Below are 18,488 nucleotides of genomic sequence, written 5' to 3'. Positions count from 1 at the left end.
AAGAGAAAAAACTTCTTAACATGCCATACTGTCAATTATGGATTTAATATCTGAGTATGACTGAAGGTCTTTACTGCGATTACTAAATAAGATCTTCTTAAATACCTCATCCTGATAAAATAGCCGCTGCGCGCTCAACACATCAAGCCCAAAATCAATAACATCCTTATCGGATGTTGAGAAAGTTGAATAATAATAATCCAGCGCAGGATGCAATAATCCCATAACATCACGCTCACTAAATTTATGCGGCATTCTCATTTTCCGATATGCTCGCAAAATATAATTAACAACTAAAATTCGGCCCATTTCTAATGCATTTTGCTCTGTTAATCCAAGTGAGTAGTTTAATTTTTTTTTGCATTTACCATCACCATTCACCACCTGAGCTATTCCGCCTCCATCAATATAAGACCATGTATTAATATTGCTTAATAGCTGTTGTTTTTGCCATTTATCTAGCGTATACATTAACAAACCAAATACTGATGGGTCGTAATAGCGAAGTAATATATTACCAACTGATTGAATCGACTGTACGGCGGACAAAGCGACCTGTTCAGCAAGCTGCTCCCCAGTTAAATCCGTCGAAATCCACGCACAGACGCTGCGCCCTTCCCCGGACTCAAGTTTTTCTATTTTCAACTCATTCAATGAATGGTAAATACTATTCTTAAACAATTGACCATCTCTCTCGCTGGAGGCACTAAGAGGGAAAAGGTAAAGTGGTAAAGCCCCCTGAAGTTCTTCCTGGCGGAATGTAACAGGATAAGATTTATATTCTCTAAGAATACCGGGCAAAAAAAGTTCTGAATGATACTGTTCTAAAGATGCATCTATCAGCAGAAAACATTTCCCATTTTTCCCAAAAGCAGCATTGGTAAATTCTTCATGTATATCGTTAAAAAATTTATCATCCATAATCAACCCTGCCAGAATAATATTAGAAACACATTTCAATTAATTTGTATTTATGATTTTCATAAAACATCATTATCTTATTCAGATTTAGCCGCTCCCTCTCTCAGTAGAGATAGCAATTTCCTCCTGAGTAGGTAAATTTCAAAATTGGGCATGCTGGCTTACCTCGTTTCCTGTCGAGGGTAACCAAAATAACACTGTCTTTTTCTGTCTAGTAGTAAAACCAGCCTTCATCTGAATAAATGAATTTCCCACTGGGACAGGCAGGCTTACTTTTATCACCCGGCTCATGCCACTTCCCATTGTCTTTTAGTTGTTGCTCACGTTTTTTTGTCACCTTATTGAGGTTTACTGTTCTAATATTTTTCACACCCAGCAGATGAAATATCTCCTCCGCCAGTTTGCAGCGTGTTGGAGCACAGGCTTTATAAGCAAAGAATGCAATTAATCCTGAAAGACCCACTCCCCCCAACAATGCTATAACATACAACCAAAAGTATGTGGTGATAAATGACTCAAGGCCCTTCCAGGTATCTTCAATCACTTCACTCAGAACTCCCGCAAAAAGCACCGAGAAGAAAAAAACCCCCGTGAGAATAAACATGTTTTTAATCCGCCACAGCATATGCGCAATATGCCCCATATCACATTTCGGACATACAGACACTATCCGCTCTTCCGGTAACGCAATGGCATAGACTTCATAATGATCATGCTGCCACTCAACAATCATGTCCACATTATCGCCAGTCTGAAGTCGGGTGATGCCCACCCAGCCGCGAAATGGTCTGCCATTAATATCTCCCTGCACATATTCCGCCGAATCATTTGATGATTCGCTCTCAGCCATAATGGCAGCCCCGACGCCAGGACTCCCTGCGACTATCGCGGCGGCGGCGGCAGCTCCGCGCTGGCCATCTGATATCTCCGGCAACGTGCTGGTCCGGTAGGCATCTGCATCAAAATACTCCCGAAAATAATCGCTACGGAAAGACTGCAGTTTCCCTGATATTTTCTCCAGAGGACCATAAGGCGGCAATACCGGCGGCGGCGGAAGCTCACGTGTCCACGGCCTGCCGTTCATCACCTCAATCTCTCGCTTTGTACGCAGGTCTGCTAATTTTCCTGGCTTAACAAAACGGGAACATATCTGATATTGCTCTTCTGAATTCATGAAATATCCTTTATCGCCCCTTCTAGGGCTTTATTCTGGTCTGCCACACTGCGGTTGAACGGTGCTGTTCCAGATACGCATTTCCTGCACCATATCTGAAGCTCGTCGTCCGATATCCAGGTCACAACCACCTGTAACAAAGTTATCGCCACCATCACTGCCCAGGCCAGCAAAATCGCCAGAGATCTGACTCCAAAATATATTTCCACCGTTTATTTTTCAGCAATTAATTCCACACCAGAAGCATTCCACGACTAATAACACTAGCGAAAGTAGCTTGTTTCACTGCCGATTTAGTAGTAAAACCAGCCTTCATCTGAATAAATGAATCTCCCGCTGGGACAGGCAGGTTTGCTTTTATCACCCGGCTCATACCACTTCCCATTATCTTTTAGTTGTTGCTCACGTTTTTTTGTTATTTTATTGAGATTGATTGTTGCAACACGCCTCATCCGCAGCAACTGAAATATCTCCTCCGCCAGTTTGCAGCGTGTTGGCGCACAGGCTTTATATGCAAAGAATGCAATCAACCCCGAAATTACAGAGGACACCACAAAAGCCATTACCAGGAAAAGATAAAACCTCTCAAATAAAGAGACACCATTTGGATTTCCTTTTGAGATAGAGATAAATACACATACAGAAACAAAAGCCACCATCAATATGGTGATTAGAATGAACATATTTTTAATGCGCCACAGCATATGCGCAATATGCCCCATATCACATTTCGGACATACTGACACTATCCGCTCTTCCGGTAACGCAATGGCATAGACCTCATAATGGTCATGCTGCCACTCAACAATCATGTCCACATCATCGCCAGTCTGAAGCCGGGTGACACCCACCCAGCCGCGAAACGGCTGGCCATTAATCATCCCCTGCACATATTCCGCCGAATCATTCGAAGACTCGCTTTCAGCCATCATTACAGCCCCGACACCCGGGCTCCCTGCAACTATCGCTGCAGCGGCGGCAGCTCCGCGCTGGCCATCTGATATCTCCGGCAACGTGCTGGTCCGGTAGGCAACTGCATCAAAATACTCCCGAAAATATTCGCTACGGAAAGACTGCAGTTTCCCTGATATTTTCTCCAGAGGACCATAAGGCGGCAATACCGGCGGCGGCGGAAGCTCACGTGTCCACGGCCTGCCGTTCATCATCTCAATCTCTCGCTTTGTACGCAGGTCTGCTAATTTTTCTGGCTCAACAAAACGGGAGCATATCTGATGCTGCTCTTTTGAATTCATGAAATATCCTTTATCGCCCCTTCCAAGGCTTTATTCTGGTCTGCCACACTGCGGTTGAACGGTGCTGTTCCAAATACACATTTCCTGCACCATATCTGAAGCTCATCGTCCGATATCCAGGTCACAACCACCTGTAACAAAGTTATCGCTACCATCACTTCCCAGGTCATCAGTACTGCAAGTATTCGGATCCCTAAAATTTCCCAAGCCAAAAAACCTGTAATTTTCCCAGCTACTTTTTTAACTATCGGTTGACTAAACTGTTCCAGCAGAAGACCGACTGATTTTGTGACTGCCAGGACATCAACTGTTGTTTTAATAAGCAATACAGAGGAAAGTAAAAAACGATTGCTTTGCAACTCTTCGTAAGTACTTGCACCATCAGCAAACACCGAAATTAAAGACGCAGTTCCACCCGCTGCCGCCCCAACCCCCTTGACCCAGGCCACCGTAAGCTCACGCGCTTCCAGACCTTTTTCTATTGCCGGCAAAATAACCGACGTCCCCTGACTCACCATCGCCAGCCCGCTGGCCAGCAGGCTCGCCAGCGGCTTCTTCTCATCCCTTACCTGTCCGCACAGGTAGATAAAATCCATCGCATTCAGCACCAGCAACAGACTGTTTATTCCCGCCAGCCGATATTCGGCCTTGCCCTTTTCTGATGCAAAGTGCTCTTCCAGCCTGCTGCTCATTCTCTGTTTAAGCTCGGCGACTTCATTCCCGCTCGCCATAAAACGTCCGCTGCGCCGTATACCTTCCAGCACCGTCTGACGTAACTCCGGGGCATCTTTCAGATACGCATTCACTAACGAGTGAACTTTTTCTGAAGGTATTCCCGCCCTTATCATAAATATCAGCCTGAACGCCGTGGTCGCAAGCTTCTCGCCTGCCTTATCCACCCGCAGAATGCGGCTTACCCTGTCTCCCACCGTGACGATAAACGCATCCGTGTTGAAGAGCTGTACTTCCAGTTTGCTGGCATTTTCCCGCAGCCCCTTCACGACAGTGTTCATCGATTTCTGGTAATACCCCTCCAGCTTTTTCATATTGCTGACCTGCTGCATCAGGGCTGCCGTCATGGCGGTCGCCGTCAGAGGCGTCACGTCCTCGTCCTTTTTCCCTTTCACCGTCGCCAGATACGGCTCCAGTTCACTGATTAGCTGCGGGTTATTGGCCGCCACATGCCGCCACAGCAGATTCCCGCGATTTTTAGTGCTGTACTCATTCCACCAGCCGTCTATCTTTGCCGCCCCTGCCGGACAGCTGTTAATCCCGTGCATGGCCATCCCCACCGCTGACTGGTAGAACAGCCCTGCCCGCTGTGCCTCGCATTGGAAATCATCCAGCGTTGCCAGCAGTACCGGTGCACTGAGCCAGTTCACCACGCTGACGATACGCTTCTGGAAGATAGCATTAACCGAATCAACCAGGCTCGTGTAGCAGGTATCAAAGTTCGCCTGTCGGGTTGCGTTGAGCTTTTTCTGATAGGGAGCCCAGCTCCGGGCCCGGACTCCACTGAAATCCTGCGAGGGTTCAGGCAGATTTAACGCCAGTTCCTTATCGACCTGAGCCTGTATCGCGGCAACCCGTCGCTGGTGAGCAGCCAGCGGTTCGGGTGGACTCATCAGCACACTCTCCGGGTATAATGCCGTCACGTTCTGCGCATGCCAATTTCTCACTAACCTGTCATCAGCCCTGATTTGTGCCAGCACATCAGGCTTACCCTGATACCTTTTCTCAAGCGCCTGCAGACGCGAATCCAGATATTCGTCTGTCAGCATGGGACCATCAGTTCTTCGTCTCCGCATCGCGTCCTCCAGATATTCGGCATTGCTTTCCAGCAGCGTTCTGACTGCATCGAGGTTTGTTTTGGTGGCGAACTCAAGCTCACGCTCCTGCAGGAACTGCGCCTGGCGCCCCAGCACATCCTGGCTCCAGCCGTTAAGCTCATGAACAATCCCCACCGGATCCCAGAGTGGAAGCAGCAACGGCGTCATCCCCTCACTTCGGTTTTCCATGGCCGTGACCGTCGCGGCTGCCATGCCACTGCGGTTTTTTGCCCACGGATACAGACTGGACTGCAGTTTCACCACATCATTATTGACCCGCCAGGGATCATCCACTGTCGGATCCCAGAGTGACGATGCACGGCTGATGTTTACCACTTTCGCCTCATCCGGACCAGGCAGAAGACCAGAAACAGAAGGCACCTGATAGTCCAGTACCTGATTCAGGCTTGCCCCGGTAACGTCGGTCCCTGTTTTTGTGCGCTGAGCTCCCGCCACCGAAGGCATCACTTTCTGCATTCTCTCAGTGCGATCTTCTGGCCTGGTGCGATACCGATCGAGCGTTTCCTGCTCCCACGGATACTGACTGAACGCAAACCACACATTGCCGCACTTATCCGGGGATTCAATGCTCATGAACTCGACGTTTTGCGCGATATGCTCGCCCGTTTCGCACAGCGCTTTATCCACCGGTACAGGATTAGACGCCACCTGTTGCAGCCACAGTGAGCCGTCTGGCGCAACGCTGTAGCACTGCCAGTAATTGATGCCCTGTTTTCCTTTTTCATAAAAAACGTAAAGGTAGCCCTGGCGAAGCGCGCGGAGTGTGTACTTTTCATTACTGGCGAGCGTTACCCCTGTGATGTGCGGATCATTCGCCCATCCCGGTAAACTGGCATTAATATTTTCTGGCACAACAGCATAGCGCACGGGCAGTACTGTCAGGCCTTTCGTTGTGCATAACCCCTGGCATGCCATATTCACATCCTTTTTTTAATTAAGCCTGTAAATAAAAAATTCTTATTTAGCCAGTGAAAAAATTAGAGCCTGCGATCACTTTATGGCCGGGACATAGACAAAGCACACGGTCCTGATCCTGTACCAGAAGTATGCCATTACTGACGATACCAACTGCAGTGGCCAGGATGGGAAATGTTCCCTTACAGACAGTACAGATGGCTTTGTCATTATTTTGTGCCACCTGTTTTCCATCACTAAAATAATTCGCAGTTGCAGAAATTATTTTCCCATTACTCGTCCTGTCACCTAAAACGGCTAATTTTGTAGTCATCTTTTTCCTCAAGTATTAGCTAAGCATCACCACAGCCCCTTGCTGTTGGGCTGCAGAAATTACCCCAGGTTTGCAGCCAGAAGGTAGCGAAAGCGTTGAATTTAACGTCGCCGCAGACTGCTGTTGAACCGCAATACATTTCAACGTGACGTTTTTGCCAGTACCAACTTCAACCCCCGCATCACTTAACCGTATAAATGTCCCCCCACAAACCAAAAGGATTTCTTTTTTGGCTGATATGACAACGCTGTTGTCTGAACTGGCGACCGAAAGCTTTTCTTTAGCAAATAAATTCAGCGCGTCCGACTGTGCCTGAATATCTACTTTGCCCTCCGAGGCATACATTTTTATTCCCAGTTTGTGTGCAAATAAGCTCAGAATATCGCCCACCGCCAGAGTTAATTTTTTGGCAATGCTAATGTCTGCATGTTGACCAGCAGTAACAATTAGATTTTCCCCCGCCGAAACTTGTACGCTCGCGGGGGTGACCTGCGCAATTCCTGAAGGGGCAGACAGAAGTAATGCTTGCTGCTTAAGATCGCTAAGCGTCTGATTCATAAATGTTGTTTGTTTCTCAAGATCGGCTAATTCCGCCTGGGCTGCTTGAGCAGCGTGACGTAATCCAGAAGTCACCTCTCTGGCAGCGTCAAGTTCTTTGAGCGCAGCTTGCATTTCACGCTGCAGTCCTTGCGCTTTCGCCTGCCCGTCCGCCGAGATGAATAGTCCTTTCTGCGCCCGGATGGCACCCCAGCTGTCGGTTCTGAGTTCAAACCCCTCACCGCGCTGCTGTTTCTCGCTGTCGACCAGATGGCCGAGATTCAGCTGGCTCTTGCCGCCGTACTCTGTGCTGACCTTGATGTGCTCTTTTCCGCGCTCGTCGTCGAGGCGGATTTTGTTGTTCGCCGGGGTCCGCAGGACGTTGCGTTTGTAGTTCCGGATGGTAACGTGGTCGCCGTGCGCCGAGTCGTGCAGCACACCGGCAATGTACGGCCGGTCCGGGTTGCCGTCCTCAAAACCAATCGCCACCTCGGTGCCTGCCAGCAGCGGCAGGTGCAGGCCGTAGGTGTCCCCCGCATACGGGCGGGACTGACGGACCCACAGGCTCTCGAACCCGGTTTCCCAGTTCTCACGGTCAAACAGCATATTGACGCGGTAGCGACCGTCCTTGTCGATATGCCCGTAGGTGTCATTTTCGGTGGTGCTGGTGACGCGGGCCGGTAAGGTGCCGGCCATTACCGGGCGGCTGCCGGGTTCCGGGCGAAAGCAAAAGTCCGCGCTGTCCGGGATGCCGTCAAACCTGACGCAAAAGTCTGCATCACGCCGGGCATGGCTGTGCATCGCCGTGACCACCACGCCCTGGGTAAACACCTCCGCCACTTCGTACCCGCCGGTGACTTTCAGCCGCATACCCGGTGAAAGGGCCGGGCAGCTGGTGAAGGCAACGGTCTGCGTCTGGCCATTCAGGTAGCGTTCGTGACGGATGCGGGCGTAAAACGCCCCGGACTCCGCTGCCGGGTTGCGGTCATACGCGCTGCCCGGCGTCAGGTAGTTATCCGCCCAGTGGTAGGCATCACCGTACGTGGTGACATCCCCGCCGGTCGCGTCAACCCGGGTGTTCATGTCCTGCGTGGCCTGACGGTAGTTGTAGTCCCGGGTGCTGACCTGCTTCTGCACCACATTGTGATGGCATCCCATTCCCCAGACTGAATCCACGCCTTTTGAATGCTGGCCCGATGGCGGTACAGACGGCAGCGTCAGGCCTTTCTCATACCCCTGCTGGCTGTCGTAAAACTCCACCACGTCAATGCTGAGGCGCGTGTCGGTGGTGAAGCGGAACCATATACCGACCTCGCCCAGCAGGCGGGTGATAAAGTGCAGGTCGTCCTCAGCGTACTGCATCACCTGTTCACGACGCGGGTATTCTTTTGAGAGTGAGAACAGAAAATCCTGACCGCGCATGCCGTGACGTTCGCGCAGGATTTTTTCCACGATTTGCGGAACCGACATGTCCTGGTAAATCGCGTTCTGGTGCGAGCGGTCGAGCAGCGCCAGACGCGGCTCAAGCGTCAGGGCGTAGCGGGTTTCATCTTTTGACGTGCTGAGGCGTTCAAAACCGGTCACCACGCCCTGAATCACCCGTACCGGCTGCTGTATTTTGATACCGTAACCCTGGTCTACCGGGGCCTGAAGCGTCAGGGAAGCCGCTTTCATCAGCATCATCTCTTTGCTGATGGCATGATCCGCGCTGGTGAATTCAGTACGGTAGCTGAACGGCGTGCTCAGGGCTTCATCGCCCTCAAATGCCAGCACATCAAGCCCTGCATCGCAGCCCTTCACCGAAAGCAGGTGATGGCTGTGGCTGAATCGTAAGGGAAGATTACTGCTCATGCATGCTCACCTTCTGTCCGGTCAAACTCGAGCACTATGCCCTCTTCCTCATCCCAGCCAAGCGTCAGGGTATGCGGCTTCTTTCCCGCCGCCATCTGGCTCAGCAGCTGCTGGCTCAGGACCGGCAAAATCTGCTGGTTCAGCAGGCTGTCAACATTGCGAGCCCCGGTGTCCGGCAGCAGGCAGGCATCGGTCAGCGCGTCGTACAGGCTTTCGCTGATATGGGTAGTTATTCCGTAGTGACGGTTGAGGCGTCTGCTCACCTGATTCAGCTTCATCCCCACAATGGTACGCATCGCTGCCTGTGCCAGCGGACGGTAAATCACCGTCTGGAAGCGCGCCAGCAGCGCGGGCTGGAAGTGGTCCCGCAGGACAGGACGCAGCAGTTCATGCAGGTCCGGCTCTGTCGCCTCCGGTTGTTCCTCCAGCATCTGCATGATGAGGTCGCTGCCGAGGTTCGAGGTCATCAGAATCACCGTGTTACGGAAGTCAATTTCCCGCCCCTCGCCGTCGCGCATGAAGCCCCGGTCAAACACCTGGTAGAACAGGTTCATCACGTCCCGGTGTGCCTTTTCCACTTCATCCAGCAACACCACGCTGTACGGGCGCTTACGGACGGCTTCGGTCAGAATGCCGCCCTGACCGTAACCCACGTAGCCCGGCGGTGAGCCCTTGAGCTGCGAGACGGTGTGTGGCTCCTGGTATTCCGAGAGGTTGATAGTAATAAGGGACTTCTCGCCGCCGAACAGTTCATCGGCCAGCGCCAGGGCGGTTTCGGTCTTGCCGGTGCCGCTCGGGCCCACAAGCAGGAACACGCCCTGCGGGCCGTTCTCCGGCGCCAGACCGGTTTTGCTGGCGCGCAGGCGCTGCGCAATGGCATTCAGTGCGCTGTCCTGGCCGACAACGCGTTTCGCCAGACTGTGCTCAAGACTCAGCAGTTCCGTCTGCTCGTCCTTCATCAGGGAAGAGAGCGGTACGCCCGTCCAGTCGGCGATAACGGTGGCGACGGTACGCGCGTCCACATCCAGCCCCAGCAGCGGGGTATTCTGCTGCACGGCAGTAAGCTGCATCTGAAGGTCCGCAATTTCCCCCTGACGCGAGATATCCGTGCGGCAGGCAAGCAGTTCTTCCGTGAGTTTCAGCTCCTGGCCGTACCGGGTTTCCCGTTCATCGAGCTGCAAAATGATGCCGACTTCTTCCTCTCCGATGGCGGCCAGACGTTCGCCATGGGCGGTATTGCCCACCGCGATATCCTCCAGCAGCGCCTGTTTCTCCATGGCAAGTGCCGTGAGCTGCGCCTTCATGCGGGTCAGCGGCTCCGGCACCGTATCGAGGCTCATGCGGACACGGGCCGACGCGGTGTCCAGCAGGTCAACCGCCTTGTCCGGCAGCTGGCGTCCGGTCAGATAGCGTCTGGAGAGCGTGACGGCGGCTTTAACCGCCTCATCGGTAATATGCACGCCATGGTGCTGCGCGTAACGTGGCTTGAGTCCCCGCAGCATCAGGCACGCGGTGTCGTCGTCCGGTTCGTCCACCTTCACCATCTGGAAACGACGCTCCAGCGCGGCGTCGCGCTCAAAGTACTGCTTGTATTCGCTCCAGGTGGTGGCGGCGATGGTTCTGAGCTCACCGCGGGCCAGTGCCGGTTTCAGCAGGTTGGCCGCATCGGCGCCCCCCGCCTGGTTGCCCGCACCGATAATGGTGTGCGCCTCGTCAATGAAGAGCAGAACCGGCAGGGGTGACTGCTGCACCGCGTCGATGATGTTTTTCAGGCGCTGTTCAAACTCACCCTTCACGCCTGCACCCGCCTGTAACAGGCCGAGGTCAAGGGTGCGTACCGAGACCGGCTTCAGCGCGTCCGGCACATTGCCTTCGGCGATGCGCAGCGCCAGTCCTTCAACCAGGGCGGTCTTGCCGACGCCCGGTTCGCCGACCAGAATCGGGTTGTTCTTGCGGCGCCGGGAAAGAATGTCCACCATCTGGCGGATTTCATTGTCGCGGCCATAGACCGGGTCGATTCTGCCCTCACGGGCGCGGGCGGTGACGTCGAGGGTGAACCTGTCCAGCGCATTCTGTAACGCCGGGTTCAGCTCTCCTTTTATATCCGCATTCACCGGACGGCCGACAAACTCCACCTCATCGCCCTGCGTAAGCTCCGCTTCCTGCTGCACCTCCGGGCGTTCATCCGACTGCGCATCCAGAAGCCCCCGCAGGCGCTCAAGCTGGCTCTGCGCCAGCGTCAGCAGCGGCCACAGGCCGTCGCAGCGCACCAGTTTCGGTTTGTCCACCAGGGCCATCAGGAGGTGAATGCTGCGGATGTGCTCTTCCCCCGACAGCGAGGCGTGCAGCCAGGCCTCCTGCATCAGAGCCCGGACACTGTCCGACAGCTGCGGACGGCTGCGCACCGAACGTGGCAGGTTGTCCAGAAAACCCAGCATATCCTGCCATATCGTATCCATATCCCATTCGTAGCGCCGCGCCAGCACCGTCAGGTCGCCCTCACCCTGCTCCAGCAGCTTCAGCAACCAGTGCTCGGGCAGGATTTCCGCATGGGCGCGGGTCTGGCACAGGGACGCGGCCCCTTCCATCGCGCGGGCACAGTAAGGGTTAAGACGGCGTAACAGGATGGCGGGATTTTCCATGAGACTCTCTCTTTATCAGTTCCGGACACGCTACCGCCCGTCGCTGTTCCCTGTTATTCAGGAACCCAAAGCGCATCAGGTCGGGCAGGCAGATTGTGTTTTTCTTTGCACAGCGTCCGTGCATACAGACGCTGTGCAAAAAACTGCGGACAGGGCCCTGTCCGCATGCGACTTACGCGGTGGCGCGTTCGTTCCAGGAATCGGAATGAATGATGTTGCCGTCCTTGTAGGTCCAGGTGATTTTTTCGTAGCGCAGTTCAATCTGCTCGAGGTGGTTGTGCTTCTCGAACGCCGGATCCTTGATGTCGTGCATCTTCGGATTCACTTTCACCAGCTTCACGTTCTCAAGCTTCGTGTTGAAGTACTCCACTTCCTGGCCCGCGTCGTTGATTCTGTACCACTTAAATTCCGCAGATTTCAGGGTCTGGCCGGTGGTCACCGCCTTGTACAGGTACGGGCTGGAGGAGTCGATTTCCTTGGTGAACAGGAACGGGGTGTGGATACGGGTACCGGTCAGCTTGCCGGTGTTATTGTCGGTCGGGATGTACAGGTTATGCTCCTGGGCCACCACCTCGATGCTGCCTTCACGATCCTGAACGTCCACAGACCCTTTGATGTCCGCGCCGCCGTCGTCCTTCAGCCACAGATAGACTGGTATTGCCATGTTAATTACTCCGTTAAGTTGTTATCAGCGCCATCATCCTGCGATGACGCGGGGGTGTTGCCCGGCAGCTGGCAGGCGTTCGCCTGCGGCACCAGACTGATTTCGACACGGCGGTTCAGCGCCCGGCCTTCCGCCGTGTCGTTGGTGGCGACAGGTCGGCTTTCACCGTAGCCCTGCACCGCAAAACAGCTCTCCGGCACATCGCCGGTGTCCCGCATCCAGTCGCGCACCGACTCCGCACGCTTCAGGGACAGCACCTGGTTTGACTGGTCATCCCCGGTGCTGTCGGTATGGCCCGCGACCACAATCAGCCAGCCGGGCTTCGCCTTGATCCCCACCAGTGAGTTCACCAGCAGCTTTGTTGAGGCGGGTTTAAGCGCCCACTTTCCGGTATCGAACAGCGACATGCTGTCGAGGCGGATGATTTTCGGCGCGACCTTTTCCACAGGCTTTGGTGGAGGAGGTGGTGGCACATATGAGCGGATCGCTTCCAGCACCGGTATTCGCAGACGTTCCCCCCGATAAAGCCCCAGACCCAGCCGGGCCGGTACACCATTGCGTGCATGCTCATCCAGCAGCGCCGCATCCTCGCGCAGCACCTGTACGGCGCTGGCTTTAGGACCGTAATCATCCATGGCGATGCTGTTGTAACGGACAATATCGAAGCTAACGCGTTGCAGCAGCTGGCGGTTGTTCCAGCCACTGCTGAGCAGTGCAGCAATGGTCGCCAGCGTGAAGATTCCGAGCGCACCGCGCCAGGTTCGTCCATGCGGTGTCAGGCCTCGTCCTTCTGGCAGTAAAGGGAGGACAAAATTCGGGAACAGGGAAATAACCGTACTGTCCGTTCCCGCCGGCTGCCAGCCAGACACCTGCTGCATCGCAGTATGGCGGGACAACCACGCTGTCCAGACAGAGGTGGCCATGCTTCCGGCCAGGATCGGGCCCAATCCCCACAGAACCGCAACAGGTTCAATGACAGGAATATCGGGGTTTTCATCCATAAGGACAGCGTGGACGTGCTGTTGGAACCAGCTCATCAGGCTGTTCATAAGCACCTGTTGATGCATCGCAGGCGTTCCGCCAGTATTAACCCATTCAGCAACTGAGCCAGGCGCTGAAGTCCCACTCCAGACCTTTACCCCTTCCCCCAGGATCGCCGTCTGCCAGAGCATGTCATTCATCATCGCACTGCCGACCTGTCCATTCAGAACCAGTGGCACAGAATGGCCGGTTGCTTTACGCAACCGACTAATCTGCCAGCGCAGGGCAAGCAAACGACTGGTAAGGCGTTCACTGTCAGGGTGCTGCTGCGGACAAACACTGACCATCACTGACAGCTGACGTCCCCAGTCGGGGCGCAACCACAGTACCTGACGGGCGGCCTGCTCCAGTTCCAGATGATCCTCCACACGGATCCAGCAGCCCTGCGTGACAGTAAGTACCGGTGACTGATGCGGCCAGGCAAGCGGCAGATCGCCACAGACCAGTACCACGGGCTGGCAATAACTGGTTTCAGGCAGGTCCTCCAGACACAGGGTGAAATCGTGCTGCACGCGACGGCAGGCGACAGCCCAGAACGCCATGATTAGCCCCAGTACCGCCAGCAGGACGAGAACGGAAACCAGCCGGGATGCTGGCAGAAACCACAGGCAGACCACTGCACTCAGCAGGGCAGCCCAGAGCGCAAGCCCGCGCTGTTGTGCAGGGCTCATTTCACGGCTCCCGGCAGCAGGGTAAGCAGTGTCTGATCCAGCCAGCAATCCAGTCCCCACCATAATGCGGTGACCACCACCACACTCAGGCCAATGCGCATGGGCCATGATGCAAGCCAACCCCTTATCCCCCGTCCGGCATGGCTTTCCGCCAGAACGGGATGGGGTTGTGAATAGCTGAACGGCGCAACATGTTCATTAAGTGCATTCATGAGTTTCTGCCGCTCAGGATCGTTCAGGGAGCGGAAGTTGCCGAGGAATCCGAGCATCATGACCCGCTGGAAGCAGGTCACGACAGCGTGGTCAGGAGCCGGTTCACGCAGCACATCGCGCATCCGATCGCACAGCGTGTCACCGGCGTCCATGGTGCCAAGGAAGTGCCCCTGCAGGGGAATGTCATACCACTGCACGCAGGCATCATCCTCCACACCGCGACTCTTAACCGCCTCATCCAGCAGCGCACATTGTGCGGTGAGAATATGCCGGCAGCTGGCTTCATCAAGTTCGCCCGCTTTCAGCTCACGCTGCACACGTTCGACATCAGCAATGCAACGCTCCCACAGCGTGCGCCCTTCTCCATCCTGAAATTTCGGACCGTGACGCAGGCTGATCACCTGCAGCCAGGTATCCTGCAGCAGGGCATCAATATCAATGGCCGCGGCAGCGCCGCGTTTACGCTCACTCATGTTCTCAGCACCGCAAAGAGTTCAAGTTCAGGCTCGCCGAGCATGCCCGGAACGTAAAACATGCAGGTGCCGCCCTGGAGCATTTCAGTGGCCTGAGGATGAGAGACATCAAGACTGAAATACTGATTTTCCAGACGTAACGGAATGGCTGCCGGCACATGGCGCAGCGGGGTCAGCGGCACGCCCACCCGCGATGAATTGACGATACTTCTGACATGATCGGGGCTGCCAACCTTGCACTGGCGCGGGAACTGCTCCTGCAGCTGAGCCACCGGCACCATTGAACGCACGGAGAGGTAGTAATCCGCCCCTTCACGCAGACGCGGATCATGCAGACGGGCCTGCCAGAAGTGCAGCCGGGCATCGTGCTCAAGCTCAATCGCCACCACCCGCGATGGCAGACTGGCTTCCAGAAGGTCCCCCAGTAAATCAAACAGCGGCGGAAATACGTTATTCAGTTGCTCGTGCTGCCAGACCGGGATCGCACTCACCTGGTGCTCCAGCGAGAAGGTCAGCAGGCTGCCCGCCAGGCGGGCCAGCTCCGGATACAGGCGTTCAGGCGGACTTTGCGGATGGCGCTGAAACTGCCCCAGCACGGGCTCAGCGCTGTTGAGGGCATTCAGCAACCAGAACAGCGACACGTCGGCCACGGCAAAGTCTGCCATGCGCTCATTACTTTCCCGTCGCATGGCCATCAGTCGGCTCAGGCGTACACGTAGCTGGATCATCAGCTGTTCGAGCTGGGTTAACAGCCAGCGGCTGCCCTCGATGGCCAGGAGCGGGGGGAGAAACGTCTCATCAGGCTGCCACGCCCCCTGCAGATCCTGCTGCAGGCGGGCAACCGGACAGGTCAGGTAATCGCTGTTGTTCTGATGTGCAAACCGCAGCGTCAGCTCAGGACGCATTACCGCAATCTGGCGGGTATCGTCCCCGAAGGTATTGCGGATATCCTGCCAGCGCTGGCGATAGCGAACAGGACGCCCGGCTACCTCATCAGGCTTAAGACAGTTGCCACCATTCGCGCGCAGCAGCGGAAGCGCGAGCATCACTACCACCTCATTTGATTCACTCTCCAGCGCGAGAACCGGTGGCAGATCGTCAGCATTATCCGTGTCGATAAGCGTCCCGTCGGGGAAACGGATGTGCAGATGGCGGGCCTGCAGGCGGCCCAGTTTCAGTGCATCCGGTTCGAAAGTGGCTTCAATCACTCCCCAGGGATGGGAGAGACCTAACCGGGCGATGCATTCCGCAGACCAGGCCGCATACGCGGCCTGTTGCTGGAAGTGCTGGGGAGAGACCATCTGGCCCCTGCCCCATAACGGTTGTTCCGTTTTCATGCTTCCTGCCTTACGTTACGCTTTCGCTTTCGGCATCTGGCTCACCAGAGACAGGTTCACATCCATGCCTTCCACCTGGAAGTGCGGCACCGCAAACAGCTTCACGCGGAAGAAGCCCGGGTTGTCTTCGATATCTTCCACCACCACCTTCGCGTCACGCAGCGGATGAGAAGCCTGCAACTCATCGCCCGGATCGGTCATTTCCGTCACCAGACTACGCACCCAGGTATTCAGCTCCAGCTCCAGCAGACGGCGGTCCTTGGTGGTGCCGATGTTCTCGCGCTGGATGAGCTTCAGATAGTGCGCAATACGCGACAGCAGGAAGATGTACGGCAGACGGGCATTGATGCGGCTGTTGGCCGTGGCATCTGCGGTGTCGTACAGCGCCGGTTTCTGAGCGGAGTTCGCCGAGAAGAAGCAGGCATAGTCGCGGTTTTTGTAATACGAGAGCGGAATAAAGCCGAGGTTGGCAAACTCAAACTCGCGGGTCTCCGGGATCATCACCTCAGACGGGATTTTCACCTGGTTGCCGGTACCCAAATCGTACAGATGAATAGGCAGATCTTTCACCGCCCCGCCCGCCTGCGGGCCACGGATCTGCACGCACCAGCCGTTATTGATGAAGCTCTTCACCATGTTTGACGCGAAGGAGAACGACGCGCTGGTCCACAGGTATTTCTCGTGATCCGGGCCTTTCACCTGCTCAACGTAGTTAAAGCTGCGCACCGGTACGGTGTCCGGGCCATACGGCAGACGCCCCAGCACGCGCGGCATCACGAGGCCGATGTAGCGGGCGTCGTCAGTATCGCGGAAGGATTTCCACTTGATGTATTCAGCGCGGTCGAAGTAGTTGCCGATATCCTTAATCGCAGCAACCTCTTCCATAGAGTCTTTCAGGAAGAATTTCGGGCCGACAGAGCCAATAAACGGCATGTGTGCGGCGGCAGACACTTTCGAGATGTTGCGCAGCAGCGCCACATCCTGCGGACTGGCGTCAAATTCATAGGATGAAATCACTGAGCCAATCGGCTCGCCGCCCGGGGTGTCGTATTCGGCGGTATAGGTGTGCCAGTAGAGGCCGCTCTGGATAAGTTCCGGTGCATCCTCAAAATCCTGGCGCAGGTCGTCCTTGGAGACGTCCAGAATCTCGGTTTTCACATTCTGGCGGTAGTCGGTGTTGTCCACCAGCTGCTTCAGGCCGCGCCACAGGGACTCCACCTTCTGGAACGCCTGGTGATGCATTACGGCATCCAGCTGACGGCTGATCTGGAAATCCAGTTCGGCGATATGGTGGTCAATCAGGGTCTTGTCGAGCTTCTCCACGGGCTGACCAGATTTGCGGATGCAGTCCATAAACACCTGCATCGCCGCCGTCAGGCGTTCACCCGCCGGCGCGTCAGAAAGCGCGGCATCATCCAGAAACGCATTGATATCACCCAGGCTCGAGGCCGGAGTCAGGTTGATTTTTTCAAACAGGGAGGCGTAAACGCCCTCTTTTTCCAGTACGATGGTCTGCCCCTGCGCGGAGGCGGTTTCACTATTCACAGACATCAGCATATTCCCGGTTAATCCATTAAATTACACATGCCGCTTATTTCGGGGCCAGTGCACTCATTTCGTCGCGTAATTCCTGAGACAGCGCTGGGTCTTTAAGAATTTTCTCGAGTTCTTTTCTGAAAGTGGCGTTATCAAGAAGATTGGATTTGAGGTCGCGTAATAAATTACGCATGGCCAGCATGGCGCGGAGCTGGGGGATCTGGCGGGCAACCTGTTCAGGTTCGAAATCCTTAATATCGGAGAAATTCAGTTTTATACTTTCCTCCGAACCATCGACAGCCATGGTGTTAGGCACCGTCAGATTAACCTCCGGGTTAAATTCCGAAAGTACGCTATTAAAGTTATTTTTGTTGACGTTGATTTTCTTCCTTTCGGACAATGGACGATTCTCTTTTCCATTACTGAAATCACCGACGGTGAGAAGTTTAAGCGGCAGTTCGACTTTCTTCTGCGCGCCGCCTGTATGCAGCGCCAGCTTTAAATTTATGCGTGCCTTGGGCACCTCATTCTGAAATGAATCGGCCATAGCAGTCCCTTTCTTTGCAAGAAATACGAGTTAAGTGAGTGACGGGTCTTTACAAAACCATATTAGAGCAAAAGCCCATTCATGATCAACTTTTCAGATCAAAGATCTGCATATGGATTTTTCTTAAGAATTTTCCACTAATCACTAGTATTTATAAATTCCAGATATAAGTGGCACGCAGAAAGTATTAACCATTTATTCACAATAGATTAGCAGGAACGTCTGCCTTGATAGAGAATATTGAATTCATTGCCACCTGTCGTTGAATAATTGATTTATATCAATGCTGATTTAAGCATCAGCTGCAAAATCGCAGAGACATATCATCTTATTCAATAAACCTCCTGAATATGGAAAAATCCTATATCGGACAAAAGTCAGGTTTTAAATAGCAGGAATTAAGCTATTACATGGAGGATGTATAAATGCTTGCACGCTTTTCGATAAACTGGAAAAGAGATGTCGCTCGAAGCATTCATCAAAAGAATAAATGATTTTTTATGAAAGGAATTTTGATAATAACTAGCCTGTAGGTACCATGAACCGTGTG

Annotated in this window: 13 protein-coding genes; all 13 read right to left on the bottom strand. The window is 54.1% G+C overall.

Features of this window, described 5'->3' with window-relative positions; genetic code table 11:
* Positions 1 to 15: 15 nt before the first annotated feature.
* Positions 16 to 921: a DUF4123 domain-containing protein gene (locus C3451_RS15345; protein WP_045622584.1), complete on the bottom strand. Its 906-nt coding sequence runs from the start codon at positions 919 to 921 to the stop codon at positions 16 to 18.
* A 211-nt stretch (positions 922 to 1,132) separates the two neighbouring features.
* Complete coding sequence (locus C3451_RS15340) at positions 1,133 to 2,095, bottom strand: putative type VI secretion system effector (protein ID WP_063139071.1); 963 nt, start codon at positions 2,093 to 2,095, stop codon at positions 1,133 to 1,135.
* Between the two features lie 293 nt (positions 2,096 to 2,388).
* A complete protein-coding gene (locus C3451_RS15335) occupies positions 2,389 to 3,348 on the bottom strand; it encodes a putative type VI secretion system effector (protein ID WP_022648276.1) in 960 nt (319 codons plus the stop codon).
* A complete protein-coding gene (locus tag C3451_RS15330) occupies positions 3,345 to 6,113 on the bottom strand; it encodes a T6SS effector BTH_I2691 family protein (protein ID WP_063139070.1) in 2,769 nt (922 codons plus the stop codon). The genes C3451_RS15335 and C3451_RS15330 overlap by 4 nt, the downstream gene beginning before the upstream one ends.
* A 46-nt stretch (positions 6,114 to 6,159) precedes the next feature.
* Positions 6,160 to 6,426, bottom strand: coding sequence for a PAAR domain-containing protein (locus C3451_RS15325; RefSeq protein ID WP_045621588.1), 267 nt, complete (start codon positions 6,424 to 6,426; stop codon positions 6,160 to 6,162).
* 15 nt (positions 6,427 to 6,441) lie between these two features.
* On the bottom strand, positions 6,442 to 8,814 hold the full coding sequence (gene vgrG / locus C3451_RS15320; protein ID WP_045621586.1) for a type VI secretion system Vgr family protein: 2,373 nt from the start codon (positions 8,812 to 8,814) through the stop codon (positions 6,442 to 6,444).
* The gene (gene tssH / locus C3451_RS15315) at positions 8,811 to 11,456 is read right to left on the bottom strand and encodes a type VI secretion system ATPase TssH (protein WP_045621585.1); all 2,646 of its coding nucleotides are present in this window, start codon (positions 11,454 to 11,456) and stop codon (positions 8,811 to 8,813) included. Before tssH ends, vgrG begins: the two co-directional genes overlap by 4 nt.
* A gap of 172 nt (positions 11,457 to 11,628) precedes the next feature.
* Positions 11,629 to 12,120 (bottom strand): type VI secretion system effector Hcp, encoded by a 492-nt coding sequence (hcp, locus tag C3451_RS15310; RefSeq protein ID WP_009653685.1) that lies wholly within the window; start codon positions 12,118 to 12,120, stop codon positions 11,629 to 11,631.
* Positions 12,121 to 12,125: 5 nt separating this feature from the next.
* Complete coding sequence (locus C3451_RS15305; protein ID WP_038416146.1) at positions 12,126 to 13,832, bottom strand: OmpA family protein; 1,707 nt, start codon at positions 13,830 to 13,832, stop codon at positions 12,126 to 12,128.
* On the bottom strand, positions 13,829 to 14,518 hold the full coding sequence (tssL, locus tag C3451_RS15300) for a type VI secretion system protein TssL, short form (RefSeq protein WP_022648282.1): 690 nt from the start codon (positions 14,516 to 14,518) through the stop codon (positions 13,829 to 13,831). The genes C3451_RS15305 and tssL overlap by 4 nt, the downstream gene beginning before the upstream one ends.
* Positions 14,515 to 15,855 (bottom strand): type VI secretion system baseplate subunit TssK, encoded by a 1,341-nt coding sequence (gene tssK, locus C3451_RS15295; protein WP_022648283.1) that lies wholly within the window; start codon positions 15,853 to 15,855, stop codon positions 14,515 to 14,517. The genes tssL and tssK overlap by 4 nt, the downstream gene beginning before the upstream one ends.
* 15 nt (positions 15,856 to 15,870) lie before the next feature.
* Positions 15,871 to 17,406, bottom strand: a complete 1,536-nt coding sequence (gene tssC / locus C3451_RS15290; RefSeq protein ID WP_022648284.1) for a type VI secretion system contractile sheath large subunit — start codon at positions 17,404 to 17,406, stop codon at positions 15,871 to 15,873.
* A gap of 40 nt (positions 17,407 to 17,446) precedes the next feature.
* Positions 17,447 to 17,938 carry a type VI secretion system contractile sheath small subunit gene (tssB, locus tag C3451_RS15285; protein WP_023300236.1) on the bottom strand — a complete coding sequence of 164 codons (492 nt, stop codon included), beginning with the start codon at positions 17,936 to 17,938 and terminating at the stop codon, positions 17,447 to 17,449.
* Between the last annotated feature and the right edge of the window lie 550 nt (positions 17,939 to 18,488).

The sequence above is a fragment of the Enterobacter sp. 301B genome (assembly GCF_003850715.1).
In the GTDB taxonomy this organism is placed as follows: Bacteria; Pseudomonadota; Gammaproteobacteria; order Enterobacterales; family Enterobacteriaceae; genus Enterobacter; species Enterobacter intestinihominis.
Note: the sequence above shows the minus strand (reverse complement) of the source record. Positions and strands in the feature narration are given on the sequence as shown.